Genomic DNA, 17,475 nt, shown 5'->3' with positions numbered 1-17,475 from the left:
GATTTACTTAGCAATCCAATGCCAAAACTGAATTCATGCAGCAATTTAAAATCTTATGGGCGGACGATGAAATTGAGCTACTAAAGCCTCACATTTTATTTCTCGAACAGAAGGGATATCAACTCACTCCGGTAAACAGCGGCGCGGATGCGCTGGAGGAGATTGACCATAATTATTTTGACATTGTATTTCTGGATGAAAACATGCCTGGAATGTCCGGTTTGGAGACGTTGAACTATATTAAATCAACGCATCCTAACCTGCCTGTGGTGATGATCACTAAGAATGAAGCTGAGGAGATCATGGAAGAAGCGATTGGTGCGAAGATTGCCGATTACCTGATTAAACCATTGAACCCAAATCAGATTTTGTTGTCTGTTAAGAAGATTCTTGACAACAAGCGAATCATCTCGGAAAAGACCAATCAAAGCTATCAGAAGGATTTTCAGCAACTTTCTATGGGTGTAATGGACGCTCAGGATCACAATGATTGGATGGAGATTTATCGTAAGCTGGTTTACTGGGAGCTGGAACTAGATGAGACTCAGGATCGCAGCATGGTAGAGGTACTAAATGCGCAGAAGGTGGAAGCTGATGGAAATTTCTCCGAGTTTGTCACCTCCAATTACGAAGAGTGGATCACGGATCCGGATATTGAGCGTCCGCTGCTGTCTCACAACCTTCTGAAAAATCGGGTATTTCCGAAAGTAGGAGAAGAGCCAGTGTTTCTTATTGTCATTGACAACCTTCGATACGATCAGTGGAAAATGATTGAGCCTGAGGTGGCCGAGCTTTTCAGTATTGACTCTGAGGAGATGTACTTCTCCATTTTGCCTACAACGACCTCATATGCAAGGAATGCCCTTTTTGCAGGTTTGACTCCCTTGGAGATCGCGAGACGCTATCCGGACCTTTGGGTGGGAGAAGAAACCGATGAAGGAAAAAATCTCAAAGAGAGCGAATTACTTGAATCCAATATGGCGCGCAATCAGATAAAAGAACGATTTAGCTATCACAAAATATTGCGTGCAGATGAAGGGAAGCAGCTCAGTGAAAATATTCCCAATCTGATGAATAATAAGCTTAACGCCATCGTCTTCAACTTTGTGGATATGCTTTCTCATGCAAGAACAGACATGCAGATGATTCGTGAGCTTGCTCCGGACGAGTCGGCCTACAGATCGCTAACCAGATCATGGTTTACGCACTCTTCGCTGTATGATACATTGAAGGAACTGGCGAATAAGAAGGTGAAAGTTATGATCACCACCGATCATGGAACCATTCGAGTGAATAAGGCCCAAAAAATCGTAGGAGATCGCAATACAAATACCAATTTGAGATATAAAGTAGGTCGAAATCTGGCTTTTGATGAGAAATCAGTCTTTTTCACCCGTGAGCCTGAAAAACTGGGACTGCCGAAAGAGCATGTGAGTAGCGCATATGTATTCACGAAGGACGATCACTTTTTTGCCTATCCTAATAACTTCAATCACTACGTACGCATGTACAAGGATACGTTTCAGCACGGAGGCATTTCCATGGAAGAAATCATGATCCCATTCATTACGCTGGCAAACAAATGACCATTCCCAATTACAATGAGAAAGAGCTACAAGAGGTGGCTCGTAAACTGATTAGCAATTTCGGACACATCAAGGTTTGGTGCTTTGATGCAGAAATGGGTGCCGGTAAGACCACCTTGACAAAGAAAATATGCGAAGAATTGGGTGTGCATGATGAAATGAGCTCACCTACTTTTTCCATTGTCAACGAATATCAAACTGAAAATGAAGAAGACATTTATCACTTTGATTTTTATCGATTGGAAGATATTGAGGAGGCTATTGACATTGGTGTAGAAGACTATCTGTTTTCGGGAAATCTGTGTTTGCTGGAGTGGCCAGCAATTATTGAACCGCTTTTACCTGATGAATACCTCCAAATAAGCATTAAATTAGTAGGTGATAACACCCGATCACTAACAGCTCAACCTAATGAACGAAACGTCTAAATCCGGATTTGCAAAGCTGGCACAGGAGCAGACCCTATATCCGCAGGAGGCGCCTGCCAAGGTTTCAAAAAAGCATCAGTCTTTACAGATAGGTGTGCCTCAAGAAGTGGCGGATCAGGAGAAACGTATGCCGATCAAGCCATCATCAGTAGGAGTGCTGGTAGCGAATGGACATGAAGTGATCATTGAGTCGGGCGCAGGCGATTCGGCCAATTTCTCAGATAAGGAATACAGCGAAGCTGGCGCAAAGATTGCCTACAGTGCCAAAGAGGTTTTTCAATGTCATGTAGTGCTCAAAGTGGAGCCACCCACACTCAAGGAAATTGAGATGATGAAACCCGGAAGTACACTGATCTCGGCATTTCAGGCAGGAAAACAAAACGCTGAATACCTGGAAGCTATCAACAAGAAAAAGCTGATAGCGATTGGATACGAATTTATCCAGGACAAGGTAGGCGGACTTCCGTTGGTAAGAGCAATGAGCGAAGTAGCTGGTAGCACGGTGATGGTGATAGCAGCCGAATACTTAAGTAGTTCCAATGACGGCAGAGGGGTGATTTTAGGTGGAATTACTGGCGTGCCACCCACGCGGGTTGTGATTATTGGTGCCGGAACGGTCGCAGAATTTGCTGCTCGCGCGGCATTAGGTCATGGGGCAGAGGTTCGAGTCTTCGACAATCAGATCTACAAGATGCGACGGCTGAAACACGTGCTTGGACAGGAGATTTATACTTCGACCTATGATGAAGCCTTGCTCGGAAAAGAAGTAAAAGAAGCGGATGTGCTGATAGGTGCAGTGCGTTTTGAAAAAGGCCGCAGCAAGATGCTGGTGACAGAAGACATGGTGATGAACATGAAGGCCGGCTCGGTAATTATTGATGTGAGTATCGACCAGGGCGGATGCATTGAAACGTCTGAACTAACGAATCATAAGAAACCTGTTTTTGTGAAGCACGACGTGACGCACTACTGCGTGCCGAACATTGCCTCACGAGTGGCTCGAACAGCCTCTTTAGCAGTCTCCAATATTTTCACTCCAATCCTGCAGGAAGCAGGTGATTGTGGTGGCTTTGATGAGATGATCTATACACATCCATGGCTGCAAAAAGGTGTCTATTCCTACAAAGGCAGTCTTACCAATCTTGCGCTCGCCAAGCGATTCAATATGGCTTTTAAGGATATCAGTCTATTTATGGCAGCCAGGATTTAAACTGGCAACTACCTTAATCCGGTATTTGATAATTAAGTGACAAAGATTTTCTCTTATACCTAGGAGATGAATAAAACTTTGACTTTTTTTAGCGTCTCACTATCTAAATATTATTAAGACCACCTTATATGAATTGGTTTAAAAAAGAAATTCTATATGCTGGAACAGATTCCGGTATGGAGGATATCATCAAGAATAGAATCTTCTACGCAAACAGCCTGATTCTATTTCTTATTCCATTACTTACCACATTGAGTCTTGTTCAGATTGCTTCAGGAGTGTTGGAAGCTGCAACAGAGACGCTCATTCTCTTGCCCGTTCCAATCATTAGTTTCATTTTGAATAGAATGGGGTTTCATAAGTATGGACGCTTGTTCCTGCTTTATGGAGTGGCACTGTATTTATCACTTTCGTTCTATTATTTCAACCTACAATTCATCGCTCAGGGAATTGATCCGGGCATGATGCGACTTCCAACTACGAAGATTCATTTATGGCCTGTTATCGTGGGAACGGCCGTCATCTTCGATTTCAAAAGGGAACGAACCTTTTTCAACATCTCTTTGATCGGGATATTCTTAAGCTATTTATTCTTTGATGACATTCAGGCACTTTTAGGTTTGCCTGTGTCGGAACTGCCGTTTGAGGACCCTTCATTTTTGAAGTATAATATTTCTACAACAGCCACTTCGTTCATCATTCTTTTCGAACTGTATCTCCTGGTATCTGTCAATCAAAAATTTGAGAAAAGTATTGTGGAGCAAAAGGAACAGCTGAAAGTTAAAAGCGAAGAATCCGATATACAGCGAGAAGAGTTGGAGAAGCAACAATCTAATCTGCTGAATGCAGTAAATGAGACAGAAAAAATCATTAGCCATGTAGTGGATTCCGGTAATTATAGCTTGAGAATGGATACATCGGATCATACCGGAGAATGGAAAAAATTAGGAGAATCTATCAATTCGCTATTCGAATCATTGCTGAAGCCATTTCAGGAGTTGGACCGGATTGTCAATCATCTGGCTGCAGGAGACCTCAAAGAGCGATATCAAATCGATAGTAAAGGAGAAGTGTTGCAATTGTCCTCCAACCTCAACAAAGCACTTGATACCGTTTCTGAACTGATTACCGACATTGTAGAGCAGGCTGAAAAGATCAAATCCATAGCGCATGTCAGTAATCAAAATAGTGAACAAGTTGCAGTGCAGATTACGGAGATGTCACAGGTGATTTCAGAAATTAGCTCAGGAGCCGGAAACCAGGTGATGCAAGTAAACAATACGTCAGGTTTGGTCGAGAATATCATGACTTCATCCAGCCAGATTAGCAAGCAGGCAGAATCGATAAACGGAGCATCGTCCAGCGGTGTAGAGAAAAGTAAAAATGGCGTGGATACCATAGAAAAGGTAGGTGATAGCTTTCAGGATGTATTGATGTACTTTGATAAGAGCACTGCCTCAATCAACGATCTGTCCAAATATTCATCTGAGATATCAGGCATTCTAAGCATCATCCGAAGTATTGCCTCTCAAACAAACCTATTGGCCTTGAATGCTGCCATAGAAGCAGCACAGGCCGGGGATGCCGGAAAAGGATTTTCAGTAATTTCAGATGAGATTAGAAAATTAGCAGAGCAGTCTCAGCAATCGGTAAAAGAAATTGAAGAACTCGTGGGGAACGTGCAAAGGTCTGCGGCCGAAACAAGTAAATTCATCGCCGACATGAATGGAGTGGTGAAAGATAGTGAAGGCTCTGTACGCAATGCGCAAACATCATTTAGCGAAATCCTGAAGAGCTACAACACAACCTTCGACATATCGAATGACATTGTAAAATCTACACAAAAGCAAACGCAGGATGTCAAGCAGATTGTCTCACTGATCGAACAAATTGTCGTGATCTCTGAGGAAACAGCTGCCGGATCAGAGCAAGCGGCTACATCTGCAAAGCATGTATCTGATATCATGCAGAGCTATCATGACCTCTCCTATGACATTTCTCAAATCGCCGAAGATCTAACCGACAAAACCGGGCGGTTTTCGCTCAAGGAAAAGGAAATGGTGACCATCCGATCCACTGAATTATCAGAAGACGAATTGATGGTTTAGACGCCTGTCTTTCATCGAAGTGTGATAAATGAGATAAATTAGTACTTGGCTGAAATACTTCAACCCAGGGAAATCATGTTAAGGCTACTTACCACTGTACTCATTATTTTTTCGTTCGGTTTGGTTTTTTTGCAGGCGCAAAGACCGAAGAGTCAGACTGAAACAGATAGCTTGAAAAATGTCCTTTCCCAGGATTTAGCTGACACAATCAAAGCAAAGGTCAATCTCCGCATTGCGGATTATTACCTCATGATGAATACAGATTCAGCCATTTATTATGGTAACAAATCCCTCGAGATTGCACAGAATACTTCAGATAAAATAAGAGAAGCTCATGCTCTCGCAAGAATTGGGATCGCTCATTCTGTAAGGAATGAATTTGCTACAGCTACCGAATATTTGGTGAAGGCACAGCGCATTTTTGATGAGTATCCCGATCCAATATGGCTGGGCATGATTTACAATGAATATGGGATTATGCATCTTTTGCAAAAGCAGTTTGATGATGCAATACCCATGTACCTGAAGTCCATCGAGTATAAAGAGCAAGTAGATGATTCGATTGGTATTTCGAAGACCCTGAATAATATCGCCGGAGTGTATCAGCAAAAAGGACAGCTGGATTCCAGCCTGTACTTCTACAATGAATCCATGAAGATAAAAGAGCAAATGGGATACACAGAGGGTGTCGCTTACACCAAGAGCAACATTTCCAGTATTCTATTCAAGCAGGGCAAATACAAACAGTCGTTGGCAGAGGCACAGGAATCTTTAGCCATGTTTGAAGGTATTGACAATCGTGATGGCAAGATATATGTCTACAACATGCTGGCGGATAATAACTTCAAACTTGGCGATTATGACAAAGCCATCGAGTACCGAATGAAAGCGCTGGAAGAAGCCAAAAAGTTGAAGATCTTAAGAAGGGTGGAAGAATCACATAACAAGCTGGCTGATATCTATGAGGCAAAAGGAGACTATGCAAAAGCACTTTACCATGAAAGACTGTACAGAGTTTATAAGGACAGTGTAGATAATGAGAAGAACATCCGTCGGATCGAGCAGGTAAAAGCTCAGTATGAAATTGACAAGCGGGAAGCTGAAATCGCCCAGCAAGATGCAGAGTTGGCAAAACAAGCAAATGAGCGTAATGCATTGATCGGTGGGGTGATCTTATTGGTGATAATCGCAGCCTTGATTTTTAGAAATCAACGGATAAAGACGAAATCCCTCAAGGAAAAAGAATACCTGCTCAAGGAAATTCACCATCGAGTGAAAAACAACCTGCAGGTTATTTCAAGCTTGCTCAACATGCAATCGCGAGAGGCAAACGATCCTGAGATGCTGGATGTAATCAAGGAAGGACAGAGCCGTGTCAAAGCCATGTCGCTCATTCATCAAAAGCTTTACCAGACAGATGACTTGTCGGAGATTAGCTTCGAAGAATATGCCCAACAGCTAATTGATCAACTGTCGGCGCTATACAAGCGGGATGGGCTGGAACTTGAAAAAACGATCGATGCAAAAGACATCCGTTTAGATATTGACACAGCCATTCCATTGGGACTTATTCTCAATGAGCTTATTTCCAACTCCTTTAAGTATGCGTTTAATGAAATGAAAAAAGGAGAACTTCAGATTAGCCTCGAACGGACATCCAAAGAGGATCTAAAACTCGTTGTGTCAGACAATGGCAGTGGATTGCCGGTTAATCTTGACCTATCTACCGTAAAATCACTCGGTCTTAAATTGGTCAATATTCTCACAAAGCAGCTGAAAGGAAGCATGGATTTCTCCAGTGAGAATGGCGCTCGCTTCGAAATTAATTTCAAAGACTTAAGAATGTCTGCCTGATGCATGTAAAGATTTTGATTGTAGAAGATGAGCTAATCATAGCCGAAGATATGCGCAGCATGCTGGAAGATTCCGGCTATGTAGTCTGTGGAGTTACCGGCGATCCGGAAGAGGCGAAGCGACTGATCATGGCCACTCAGCCGGACATCATTCTGCTTGACATTACACTGGGAGTGAAGCAGCTGGGACTTGAATTGGCCCAATACATAGTGGACAATCACCATACGCCGTTCATCTTTTGCACCTCACATGGTGATAAGTCTACCATCCAATCCGCAACGGCGATGAACCCATATGGCTACCTGATTAAGCCATTTGAGCAAGTAGATCTGTACTCTGCAATTGAGCTCGCGCTGGTCAACTATTCTCAAAATAAGACAGCTACGACCGATCAAAAACTGGAAGGCAGTCAGGAGAATGTTTTGATCAAAGATTCGCTATTCATCAAAGAAGGAAATCTGTATGTCAAAGTGCTGATCGTTGACATTCTTTGGCTATCCTCAGATGGGAACTACACAGAGGTTCATATGAAGAAGGAAAAAAAATCCCTGGTAAGGATACCTCTCAAGGACTTACATGAGCAGCTCCCAAAACCACAATTCTTCAGAGCACATCGATCATACGTGATTAACCTGGATGCAATAGAAGCTGTAAATAATCAAAGCGTACTCATCAATGGTATTGAGATTCCATTAGGTAAGAATCATCGGGACGAGCTTTTCGCCATGATTCGCAAGATGAGCTGATCACGCAATTTTTCACCTTCGCATACAAAAATCTGACGCTCGTCACTCATAATTGAAATGCCTTACGGCGGCCTCTAGCTTCGATTCAAAATCAAAAGTTAAGCTGCCATGAAAAAGTTAATCACACTAATTGTACTGCTGAGTATGCTCTCATCGGTACACGCACAACCCTCTTTTCATCTCACTCCGGGTAATGGTCAAGTGACCTTAACAGGAAATGGAGGAAGCATTGCCAATCCTACCCATGTGGATATTTATCGTGGATCGGATAATCCACCACAAAGCCTCTACGCCACGGTTCAGGTGGGAGGATTCGATTACGAATGGGACGACACACAGGTAAGCAATGGAACGCTTTACTACTACCGGGTAAAAGTGAGGGACGAAAATACCGTCACAGAAAGTCAATTTTCTATTGTGGATGCGGCCGTACCTATACAAGGAAGTGGATCGCATGCCGTATTTGATGGGGTGGATGATCGTATTTTCAGGGATTACAGCGATTTTCTGAGTGACATCACAAAAGTGGAGTTCAAGGTTCGAATAGATGAACCTGCTGACGGCCAAGCCATTGAAATATTCAGGATCAACAATAAAGTAGATGGGGCATCGAATAATTACAACACGATTCGGGTATATCACAGTGAATCCAACCTGATATTGGACCTGATTAAGAATGACCTTGCAACACAATCAATACGTACCTTTCGGGTAGAAGCCAACGATATAGCAGATGGTCATTGGCATAGTATCGAGATTTCAGGAATCGGCGTGCTCAATTCTATAGCAGTTGTAGATGGCATGCAATATGATTTCAACAATGACAGGTTTGTCAATTTCACAGGGAGTCAGCGGCTCATCCTTGGTGGACAGTCCAACGCCCAAACCACGTATTTGAAAGGAGCGATTGATAATGTCAAAATATGGGAAGACAACACGCTGCGCAATCACTGGAGGTTTAATGAGCCTGAAGGAGTAACAGAAGCTTATGATTCCGGGCCTGATCATTGGAACCTGACCAGGGAGGGAGGCGTGAGCTCGGGTTCTGCAGTAGGATCGGGTACGGTTTACGGTTCATATCACGATGGGGAAGTGGTGCTGAACTGGGACATACAGTCGCCAGGCACGATCGATCAATTCGTGATTAGGCGGACACGATTAGATCCTTATCCGCCTTATGAAGATCTTTGGTCGCTACCACCCACAGCCAACAGCTTTACAGATACAAATACGAGATACAGCCACATGTATGAATACACCGTGGAGGCCAGAAAGGATGGCGTGATCGAGGCGAGCGCAACGGATGTTATTTCCGTCAAAGATGGCTTTGGAAATGAACTGTTCCTGAGGCAATCGACTAGTGACGATTATGTAGAGATCAATGAAAGCCTGCTTGATAACTCCACCGGAACCATCGAATTCAGATTCAAAGGACAGGATGCTCCTCCTTCTGGCCAATCGTATTCCATACTGAACAGGCACAATCAGTCCGGCTCTAATAATGGGTTCAATTTTGTACATACGGCTTCCAATCTCTTTGTACAAATCAAGCAGGGTGGGGTTGCGGTCAACCTTTCTGATACTGAAAACCTGCTGGATGGAGAGTGGCATCACGTGGCGTTGGTGTATAACTGGGATGGGGAAAACCAGCTTTTTGTAGATGGTGAGCTTAAGGATACTCAGTCGGTCACCAATGTGACCATTTCTGATGAACCACTCCGAATTGGCTTGAGTCCGGACAGCTTTTGGGCACCATTCGATGGCTCGTTTGATGAATTGCGCATCTGGACCAAGCAACTGACGGGCTCAGAGATCAATGCCTCAAAAGATATACGACTACCGGGAAGCACGACCGATCTGGGTGCCGTATGGCATTTTGACGAAATCGTGGGGACTACTGCTCACGATAATGGCACCAACAATTTCAATGGCACCCTTGAAGGCAACGCCTTTTTCTATCGGGCACCGGGTGAGTTAACCTTTTCTTCTACAACCGGGGGATTCATCGAAACGGCAGGCAATGGAGGAAGAATCTCCGGAAGCATGGAAATCACCATTGCAGGGAATAAGTTTAATGATCCCGGAAGCATCGTCAATAGCGGCCTATACGATGCATACTTTCCGGTGGTAGTTGGCAATGGGCCGTTTGGACCAATCCTCGAAAACCTTTTTACCGGGCTGAATCCCGTATTGACCGTAGGCCCGAACGGGAGATCAGCCACGTTGACATTTGAAGGACAAGCCATTTTTCATGAAGCTGAAAACTCTACCAATGAATGGGTCATGAGTTTTAGCGATGATGAAGTTTTTGCGGATAATTATCCGATCACTAACATCAATCAGATTGAAACCGGGATTTCCTATACACTCACCGACAATGTGGTGCCAACCATTACTCAGCCCATTGCTGATTATGCATTGACACTTAGTGACGCGGCGGTTGAAATCGATCTGGATGATTATTTCTTTGACCCGGATTTCGATCAGAATCTGGTCTACATCATTGAAACAAACAATGCGGTGGTTTCCACCTCACTGATCGGCTCCCAACTGACCTTTGCACCGACTGCCACGGCCGGAGCGACAGATATAAGTGTCACGCTTGCAGATAACACAGGAGGAGAAGTGACGAATACCTTCACGGTGACAGTCGCGAAATCCCCACAAACCATCACCTTCAACCCGATCGCGGAGGTGGACGTGGCATCTCAAAGCACGGTGAATCTGTCAGCGACAGCCACTTCAGGATTAGCCGTGCAGTTTGAGCTGCTATCCGGTGACGGCTCCCTTGCGAATAATGTACTCACCATCAATCAGACCGGATTTTTTGAAGTAGAAGCCCGTCAGCCCGGAGATGATACGTATGTGCCGGCAGAGGCAGTAATCGTCTCTTTTACCGCAACAGATAGCCGAAAAACCAACCAAACCATCACATTTGGGGCCATTGGTGAGCAGCAGTACGGCGATCAGCTCACCTTGGATGCGACCGCCTCTAGCAACCTTGCGATAGCTTATCAACTAACTGCTGGCGAAGGAACACTCGACAATGGTATATTGACCATCGAGGGAATTGGAGACTATGAAGTGGTGGCAAACCAGGGTGGTGATGACGATTTCAACCCAGCTGCGGCAGTGACCCGGCAGTTCAGCGTGGTAAAATCTCCCTTGACGGTGACTGCTGATGATCTGTCGATTCAGGAGGGAGAAAGCATTCCTGAACTGACCGTGACCTATTCAGGCTTCAAGCTGGATGAAGACGCCTCGGTACTGGATGCTGCTCCAACCATCAGCACAACTGCGACTGCTGCCAGTGCTGTGGGCAAGTATGCCATCGTGCTTGAGGGAGGATCGGATGATTTTTATGAGCTGACATTAGTCCACGGGACGCTGACGGTTGAGTCGGTGCTGAGTGTAGGAAATGAAGTGCTCACCATCTATCCAAATCCGGTGATGAACCATCTACAGGTAAAAGGAGTGGAGGTAGCAACCATGCGACTGCTCTCGATCGATGGAAAAGAGCTCCAATTGGTAGAAGAAGCAGCTACGATGGATGTGTCCAGCCTGACACCCGGCAATTACATACTCCAGCTATGGAATAGAAAAGGAGAAAAGACAACTCACCGGATCATTAAGAATTAACTAAGGCAGCAAGACTAATGGCGGTTTTGCATAGGCGACCCTCGAGGAGGGTCGCTTTTTTGGTGTCATAGACACAGTTTACACGTCAGGCAGGAATAAAATGAGTACGTCATTCCGGTCTTCGAAGAATGAGAAATACCGGAATCTCATTGATGTCATGCCGGACTTGATCCGGCATCTTCATTATACACGGAAGTAACTTCCGCGCTAGTTGGGAGTAGCATTAATAATAGTTAGGTCATGGCCTATTCAAAAATGACGTTAAGAAAAAGGAGAGGTTAAGCGTTAAAAAATACATGACTGTTTGAGCGTAGCGAGTTTCATGGATTTTAGCTTTCCGAATCCTTTTTTAGTCATTTATGAATCAGCCTTGATTTTTTTGCAACTTTTTGTATCAAGACAAAAAGTGAGAGTAGAAAGTAAGGAGCCAAAGATTCTTCGTCCCTCGGAATGACATCCTGATATCGCTTCTGTCATGCCAAGCTTTCTGCTGTCATGCCGGACCCCGATCTGGCATCTTCCTTAACGTTTCTTCTTTACTCTACTTTTTGACACCAAAACACTACGCGTGTCGGTATCAAAAATCCCTTGTTAAAATCGAAGATTAAACTACAATTTATGAATACAGCAATCTTCCTCTTTTCTTTTTGAAGGGCCAAAAAGAAACAAAAAGTACTTCTCAAAATCAATCCAGCTTACCCGCCTCCCTTAACAGGGCCGCTGTGCGAACCTGCCCGCGACGTAGACAAGAAGTATCTGCTCTCATCGCTCTGTCATGCCGGACTTGATCCAGCATCTTCATTATACACGGAAGTAACTTCCGCGCTAGTTGGGAGTAGCATTAATAATAGTTAGGTCATGGCCTATTCAAAAATGACGTTAAGAAAAAGGAGAGGTTAAGCGTTAAAAAATACATGACTGTTTGAGCGTAGCGAGTTTCATGGATTTTAGCTTTCCGAATCCTTTTTTAGTCATTTATGAATCAGCCTTGATTTTTTTGCAACTTTTTGTATCAAGACAAAAAGTGAGAGTAGAAAGTAAGGAGCCAAAGATTCTTCGTCCCTCGGAATGACATCCTGATATCGCTTCTGTCATGCCAAGCTTTCTGCTGTCATGCCGGACCCCGATCCGGCATCTTCCAGTGTGCTTTCACTGATCCACCAATTAACTAATCACAGCAAATAATACACATGCCTGACCATCTCATCAGAGGGATACACCACATCCTTTTCAGACAAGTAGCTAAGTAAGCAAAGAGCAACCCAAACACGGATGTCCATACTCGCGGGTGGGACAATCATACCCCATGCACGCGCGATACCAACCTCAATCGGGATGATGATACCCTCAACATGGAAGATCATAACCTCAACATGGAGGATGATAACCTGAACACGGAGGACAATACTCTCAATGCGGAATACAATGCCCTCGACTGGGAGGATAGTAACCTCAATGCGGAATACAATGCCCTCGACTGGGAGGATAGTAACCTCAATGCGGAAGATCATAACCTGAACACGGAGAACAATAACCTGAACAGGGAGAGTCCTGCGGACAAGGCGGAAGATGATACCCACAACTTTGGAGACAGTGCCGTTAACATACTTAATGATACCGCCAATTAGATGGCAGCATCTTTTAAGCCAAAGATTCCTGATTTCCACTGCGTTGCATCAGGAATGACATACGAGGAGTGATTTTACTTTGGTTTTATGAAAAGCCACCTTTTAACTAGTAACCAATCAACTAATCACTAATTAACCAGTTACCAATCAACCAATCACTAGCCACTAAAGACTCCCCAAACTCTCCTCCAGCGTCTTCACCTTTGCTTCTGCATCGGCGAGCTTCTTACGCTCCATAGCTACTACCTGCTCTGGGGCGCCATTCACAAACTTCTCGTTGGATAGCTTCTTCTCTACCGACTTCATGAAGCCACGAGTATAGTTCAGCTCTTCCTCGATCTTCTTCTTCTCCGCCTCAACGTCAATATTTTCCGACGCAGGAATGAAGAACTCTTCCGAACCTATGACAAAGCTGAATGCATTCTCCGGCTTGTCGGCGTTTTGGATACTTGAGAGGTTGCTGAGTTTTGTCAATGCGTCTCCTACCTTATCCATAGCATTTGATCTAGTGAATAAATCCAAGCTTTGCTTGGGCGAGATGCCTTTGGAGTTTCGGATGTTTCGAACGCCGGAAGTAATCTCAAACAAGAGATTAGCTTCTTTTAGCACCGACTCATCAAAGCTTTTCGCTTTTGGCCACTCAGCCACAATGATCGCTTCACCCTCTTTTCGGTCTTTCAGCTCATGCCACAGCTCTTCCGTAATGAACGGCATGAACGGGTGAAGCAACTTCAATACTTTTTCAAACAGCTCGATAGTCGCAGTATGCGTTTGCTTATCGATCGGCTTTCCATACTCTGGCTTGATCCACTCCAGATACCAGCTGCAGAAGTCATTCCAGATCAGCTTATAAGCCGTCATCAGGGCATCAGACATTCTGAACTTAGAGAAGTGATCTTCCAGTTCTGTCAACGCTTTGTTGAGCTTGTTTTCAAACCAGGTAATGGCTTGCGCATTCACTCCAGGTTGTGCCGTGTCTGTCGTTTCCCACCCTTTTACCAGTCGGAACGCGTTCCAGATTTTGTTAGAGAAGTTACGTCCTTGCTCGACAAGCTTTTCATCAAACAATAGGTCGTTACCAGCCGGCGAACTAAAGAGCATGCCCGTTCGCACACCATCTGCACCAAACTGCCTAATCAGGTCCAAAGGATCGGGAGAGTTGCCCAATGACTTGGACATCTTGCGTCGCTGCTTGTCGCGTACGATTCCTGTGAGGTATACATTCTCAAAAGGTTTCTCATCCAGGTACTCGTATCCTGCAATCACCATTCTGGCCACCCAGAAGAAAAGAATCTCAGGAGCAGTCACCAATGTCTGCGTAGGATAGAAGAAGTTTAGATCTTCATTCTTACTCTTGTCAATTTTCCCTGTTTCCTTATCAAAGCACTTATCATTGAACCCGTCGAATACGGCAATCGGCCACAAGTTGGAAGACGCCCACGTATCCAACACATCTTCGTCTTGTCTCAGGTCGTCCGCAGATAAGCTGCTGTTCCGGGTTGCTCTTCTGGCTGCCTCAATAGCTTCTTCGATGTTGTGAGCTACGACAAAGTCGTCTTCACCTTCACCATAATAGTAGGCGGGAATTCGCTGACCCCACCATAGCTGACGGGAGATACACCAGTCGCGTACATTCTCCATCCAGTGATTGTACGTGTTCTTGAACTTTGCCGGGAACAACTGGATTTCATCATCCATCACCGCTTTGTGTGCCGTTCTGGAAATGTCCTTCATTTTAATAAACCACTGCAAGGAGAGCTTAGGCTCCACTACTGAGTTGGTTCGCTCAGAACGACCAATCTTCGTGATGAATTCTTCTTCTTTCACTAGGATTTCATCAGCCTTCAGATCTTTCACGATCATCTTTCGCACCTTGAATCGATCTTCACCTACGTACTTATCAATCTCACACTTCTCGTTTAGCGTACCGTCCAGGTTGATGGTATCAACTGTTTCCAGGCTGTGTCGCTGACCGATTTCATAATCATTTGGATCGTGCGCAGGCGTCACTTTCAGGCAGCCCGTACCAAAATCCAATTCTACATAGTCATCTCCGATAATTGGAATCTCCCGATTGATGAACGGCACCAAGGCTTTCTTACCAATCAAATGCTTGAATCGATCATCACTTGGATTTACCGCAATACCTGTGTCGCCCATGATGGTCTCCGGTCGCTGGGTAGCGATGGTCACGAATTCATCCGAGTCTTTGATCTGATACTTTACATGATAAAGAACCGCTTGCTCGCCATCTTCCTTGTAGATCACCTCTTCGTTAGAAATGGTGGTTTGTGCTTCTGTATCCCAGTTGACCATGCGCAAGCCTCGATAGATGTAGCCTTTCTTATACAGGTCCACAAACTGCTTGATTACCGCATCTTGGTAATTCGGATCCATAGTAAAGCTGGTACGTTCCCAATCACAGGAGGCACCCAGTTTCTTCAGTTGCTCCAGGATGATGCCGCCATATTTCTCTTTCCATTCCCAGGCGTGCTTCATGAATTCCTCTCGAGAGAGATCGGATTTTTTGATGCCTTGCTCACGCAGCATACGTACCACCTTAGCTTCAGTAGCGATGGAAGCATGATCTGTGCCCGGAACCCAGCACGCTTCTTTGCCTTCCATGCGGGCCTTCCTGGTGAGGATGTCCTGAATGGTATTGTTGAGCATATGCCCCATGTGCAGGACACCCGTGACGTTGGGAGGAGGGATCACGATGGTGTATGCTTCTTTGCCGGTTTTAGGTGTGGCATGAAAGAAGTTTTGATCCATCCAGTACTGGTACCATTTGTCCTCTACTTTGGTCGGGTCGTATTGTGCGGAAATGCTCATGAGTGCTCTTTCGTCTCTTTAAAAATTTTGAAGCGGCAAAGTTAGTAGCTCTCTTGCTTCTTTACCTCTTTGTGGATGTAATTATGACGTGCATATTTGCAGTAACAGAATAAAAAAATCAAAATGGAAATACCAGCAAATAATCCCAACCTAAAATCATGGGTAGAAGTACCTGCCAATTCTGACTTCCCAATCCAAAACTTACCGTTCGGTATTTTCAAAGAAAGTGGTAAAAAACGCGCTGCAGTAGCTATAGGTGAGAAAGTAGTGAGCTTAGCCGGATTGCAAGAGCACGGTTTACTGGAAGGACTTGGATTGCCTGAAGGTATTTTTGATAAAGAAGTGCTGAACAATTTTCTGAATCTGGGAAAGCCAATGGGACGATCGGTTCGCAATCGAATTTCGGAATTGCTTCAGGAAGGAAATGATGAATTGAAGAGTCATTATGCCCTCGGTTCGATACTATTTGATCAGGATAAAGTGAAAATGTGTCTCCCGGTACGGATCGGCGATTACACTGATTTCTATTCCAGCGAGCAGCATGCCTACAATGTGGGTTGCATGTTCAGAGATCCGGACAATGCACTCATGCCCAACTGGAAACACATTCCCGTGGGCTATCACGGTCGATCTTCTTCCATCATCGAGTCGGGTGTGCCGATTCATCGACCAAAAGGCCAGCAAAGACCTAACGATGATGAGCCACCGGTATTCGGTCCCTGCAAGCTGTTGGACTTTGAATTGGAGACGGCCTTCATCACGTGTGGTTCAAATGAACTTGGAGAGTCCATTCCTATTGAAAAAGCAGAAGACCATATTTTCGGAATGGTGCTTTTCAATGATTGGTCAGCAAGAGACATTCAGAAGTGGGAATATGTACCTCTAGGACCATTTTTAGCTAAGAATTTTGCTTCGTGTATTTCCCCGTGGATTGTAACACTGGATGCGTTGGAGCCCTTTAGAATTCCGGGGCCGAAACAAGATCCACCTGTGCTTCCTTATTTGCAATATGAAGGAAACAAGCATTTCGACATCAACCTGGAGGTAGCAATCCAGCCCGATGGTTCGGAAGAGAAAGTGGTTGGCAACTCAAACTTTAAGTATATGTATTGGAACATGGCGCAGCAGCTGGCGCACCAAACAGTGAATGGATGTAACATCAATACCGGAGACATGTACGGAAGCGGAACCATCTCCGGGCCCGACTCAAGCCAGTTTGGGTCCATGTTGGAAATTTCATGGAGAGGAAGCAAGCCGGTAACTATGCCTGATGGCAGTGAACGAAAGTTCATTCAGGATGGAGATACAGTAATCATGCGAGGACATGGCGAACAGAATGGTGTTCGAATTGGTTTTGGAGAGGTGAGTACGAAAGTGTTGCCGGCGAAATAAGATATAATACGTCACTGCGAAGGAAGCAACTGAAGCAATCTCGCTTATGACA

The 17,475-nt window shown here is 44.7% G+C and carries 10 protein-coding genes; 9 read left to right on the top strand and 1 reads right to left on the bottom strand.

Features of this window, described 5'->3' with window-relative positions; all coding sequences use genetic code 11:
• The first annotated feature begins 35 nt into the window (after positions 1-35).
• The 8 genes from ACL8WY_RS03925 (at position 36) to ACL8WY_RS03890 (ending at position 13,199) form a co-directional block, all read left to right on the top strand.
• Positions 36-1,586 (top strand): PglZ domain-containing protein, encoded by a 1,551-nt coding sequence (locus ACL8WY_RS03925; protein ID WP_436517114.1) that lies wholly within the window; start codon positions 36-38, stop codon positions 1,584-1,586.
• Positions 1,583-2,014, top strand: coding sequence for a tRNA (adenosine(37)-N6)-threonylcarbamoyltransferase complex ATPase subunit type 1 TsaE (tsaE, locus tag ACL8WY_RS03920; RefSeq protein WP_436517113.1), 432 nt, complete (start codon positions 1,583-1,585; stop codon positions 2,012-2,014). The genes ACL8WY_RS03925 and tsaE overlap by 4 nt, the downstream gene beginning before the upstream one ends.
• Entirely contained in the window at positions 1,998-3,224 is a 1,227-nt protein-coding gene (locus ACL8WY_RS03915; RefSeq protein ID WP_436517112.1) for an alanine dehydrogenase, read from the top strand. Before tsaE ends, ACL8WY_RS03915 begins: the two co-directional genes overlap by 17 nt.
• 128 nt (positions 3,225-3,352) lie before the next feature.
• The gene (locus tag ACL8WY_RS03910; RefSeq protein WP_436517111.1) at positions 3,353-5,332 is read left to right on the top strand and encodes a methyl-accepting chemotaxis protein; all 1,980 of its coding nucleotides are present in this window, start codon (positions 3,353-3,355) and stop codon (positions 5,330-5,332) included.
• 75 nt (positions 5,333-5,407) lie between these two features.
• Positions 5,408-7,186 (top strand): tetratricopeptide repeat-containing sensor histidine kinase, encoded by a 1,779-nt coding sequence (locus ACL8WY_RS03905; RefSeq protein ID WP_436517110.1) that lies wholly within the window; start codon positions 5,408-5,410, stop codon positions 7,184-7,186.
• Positions 7,186-7,932, top strand: coding sequence for a LytR/AlgR family response regulator transcription factor (locus ACL8WY_RS03900; RefSeq protein WP_436517109.1), 747 nt, complete (start codon positions 7,186-7,188; stop codon positions 7,930-7,932). The genes ACL8WY_RS03905 and ACL8WY_RS03900 overlap by 1 nt, the downstream gene beginning before the upstream one ends.
• Positions 7,933-8,040: 108 nt before the next feature.
• Positions 8,041-11,571 (top strand): LamG-like jellyroll fold domain-containing protein, encoded by a 3,531-nt coding sequence (locus ACL8WY_RS03895; RefSeq protein ID WP_436517108.1) that lies wholly within the window; start codon positions 8,041-8,043, stop codon positions 11,569-11,571.
• Between the two features lie 1,352 nt (positions 11,572-12,923).
• Complete coding sequence (locus ACL8WY_RS03890) at positions 12,924-13,199, top strand: hypothetical protein (RefSeq protein WP_436517107.1); 276 nt, start codon at positions 12,924-12,926, stop codon at positions 13,197-13,199.
• Positions 13,200-13,364: 165 nt separating this feature from the next.
• Here the strand turns inward: ACL8WY_RS03890 and ACL8WY_RS03885 are convergent, their stop codons facing one another.
• Positions 13,365-16,031, bottom strand: coding sequence for a valine--tRNA ligase (locus ACL8WY_RS03885; protein ID WP_436517106.1), 2,667 nt, complete (start codon positions 16,029-16,031; stop codon positions 13,365-13,367).
• 123 nt (positions 16,032-16,154) lie between these two features.
• On the opposite strand from ACL8WY_RS03885, the gene fahA reads away from it, so the two are divergent.
• A complete protein-coding gene (fahA, locus tag ACL8WY_RS03880; protein ID WP_436517105.1) occupies positions 16,155-17,423 on the top strand; it encodes a fumarylacetoacetase in 1,269 nt (422 codons plus the stop codon).
• The last annotated feature ends 52 nt before the right edge of the window (positions 17,424-17,475 follow it).

This window comes from Ekhidna algicida (assembly GCF_051379705.1).
Lineage (GTDB): Bacteria > Bacteroidota > Bacteroidia > Cytophagales > Cyclobacteriaceae > Ekhidna.
Note: the sequence above shows the minus strand (reverse complement) of the source record. Positions and strands in the feature narration are given on the sequence as shown.

Bases quoted from the DNA above. Each gene is read 5' to 3' on its own strand.
- ACL8WY_RS03925 (WP_436517114.1), top strand. From the start codon at position 36: ATGCAGCAATTTAAAATCTTATGGGCGGACGATGAAATTGAGCTACTA.
- tsaE (WP_436517113.1), top strand. From the start codon at position 1,583: ATGACCATTCCCAATTACAATGAGAAAGAGCTACAAGAGGTGGCTCGT.
- ACL8WY_RS03915 (WP_436517112.1), top strand. From the start codon at position 1,998: ATGAACGAAACGTCTAAATCCGGATTTGCAAAGCTGGCACAGGAGCAG.
- ACL8WY_RS03910 (WP_436517111.1), top strand. From the start codon at position 3,353: ATGAATTGGTTTAAAAAAGAAATTCTATATGCTGGAACAGATTCCGGT.
- ACL8WY_RS03905 (WP_436517110.1), top strand. From the start codon at position 5,408: ATGTTAAGGCTACTTACCACTGTACTCATTATTTTTTCGTTCGGTTTG.
- ACL8WY_RS03900 (WP_436517109.1), top strand. From the start codon at position 7,186: ATGCATGTAAAGATTTTGATTGTAGAAGATGAGCTAATCATAGCCGAA.
- ACL8WY_RS03895 (WP_436517108.1), top strand. From the start codon at position 8,041: ATGAAAAAGTTAATCACACTAATTGTACTGCTGAGTATGCTCTCATCG.
- ACL8WY_RS03890 (WP_436517107.1), top strand. From the start codon at position 12,924: ATGGAAGATCATAACCTCAACATGGAGGATGATAACCTGAACACGGAG.
- ACL8WY_RS03885 (WP_436517106.1), bottom strand. From the start codon at position 16,031: ATGAGCATTTCCGCACAATACGACCCGACCAAAGTAGAGGACAAATGG.
- fahA (WP_436517105.1), top strand. From the start codon at position 16,155: ATGGAAATACCAGCAAATAATCCCAACCTAAAATCATGGGTAGAAGTA.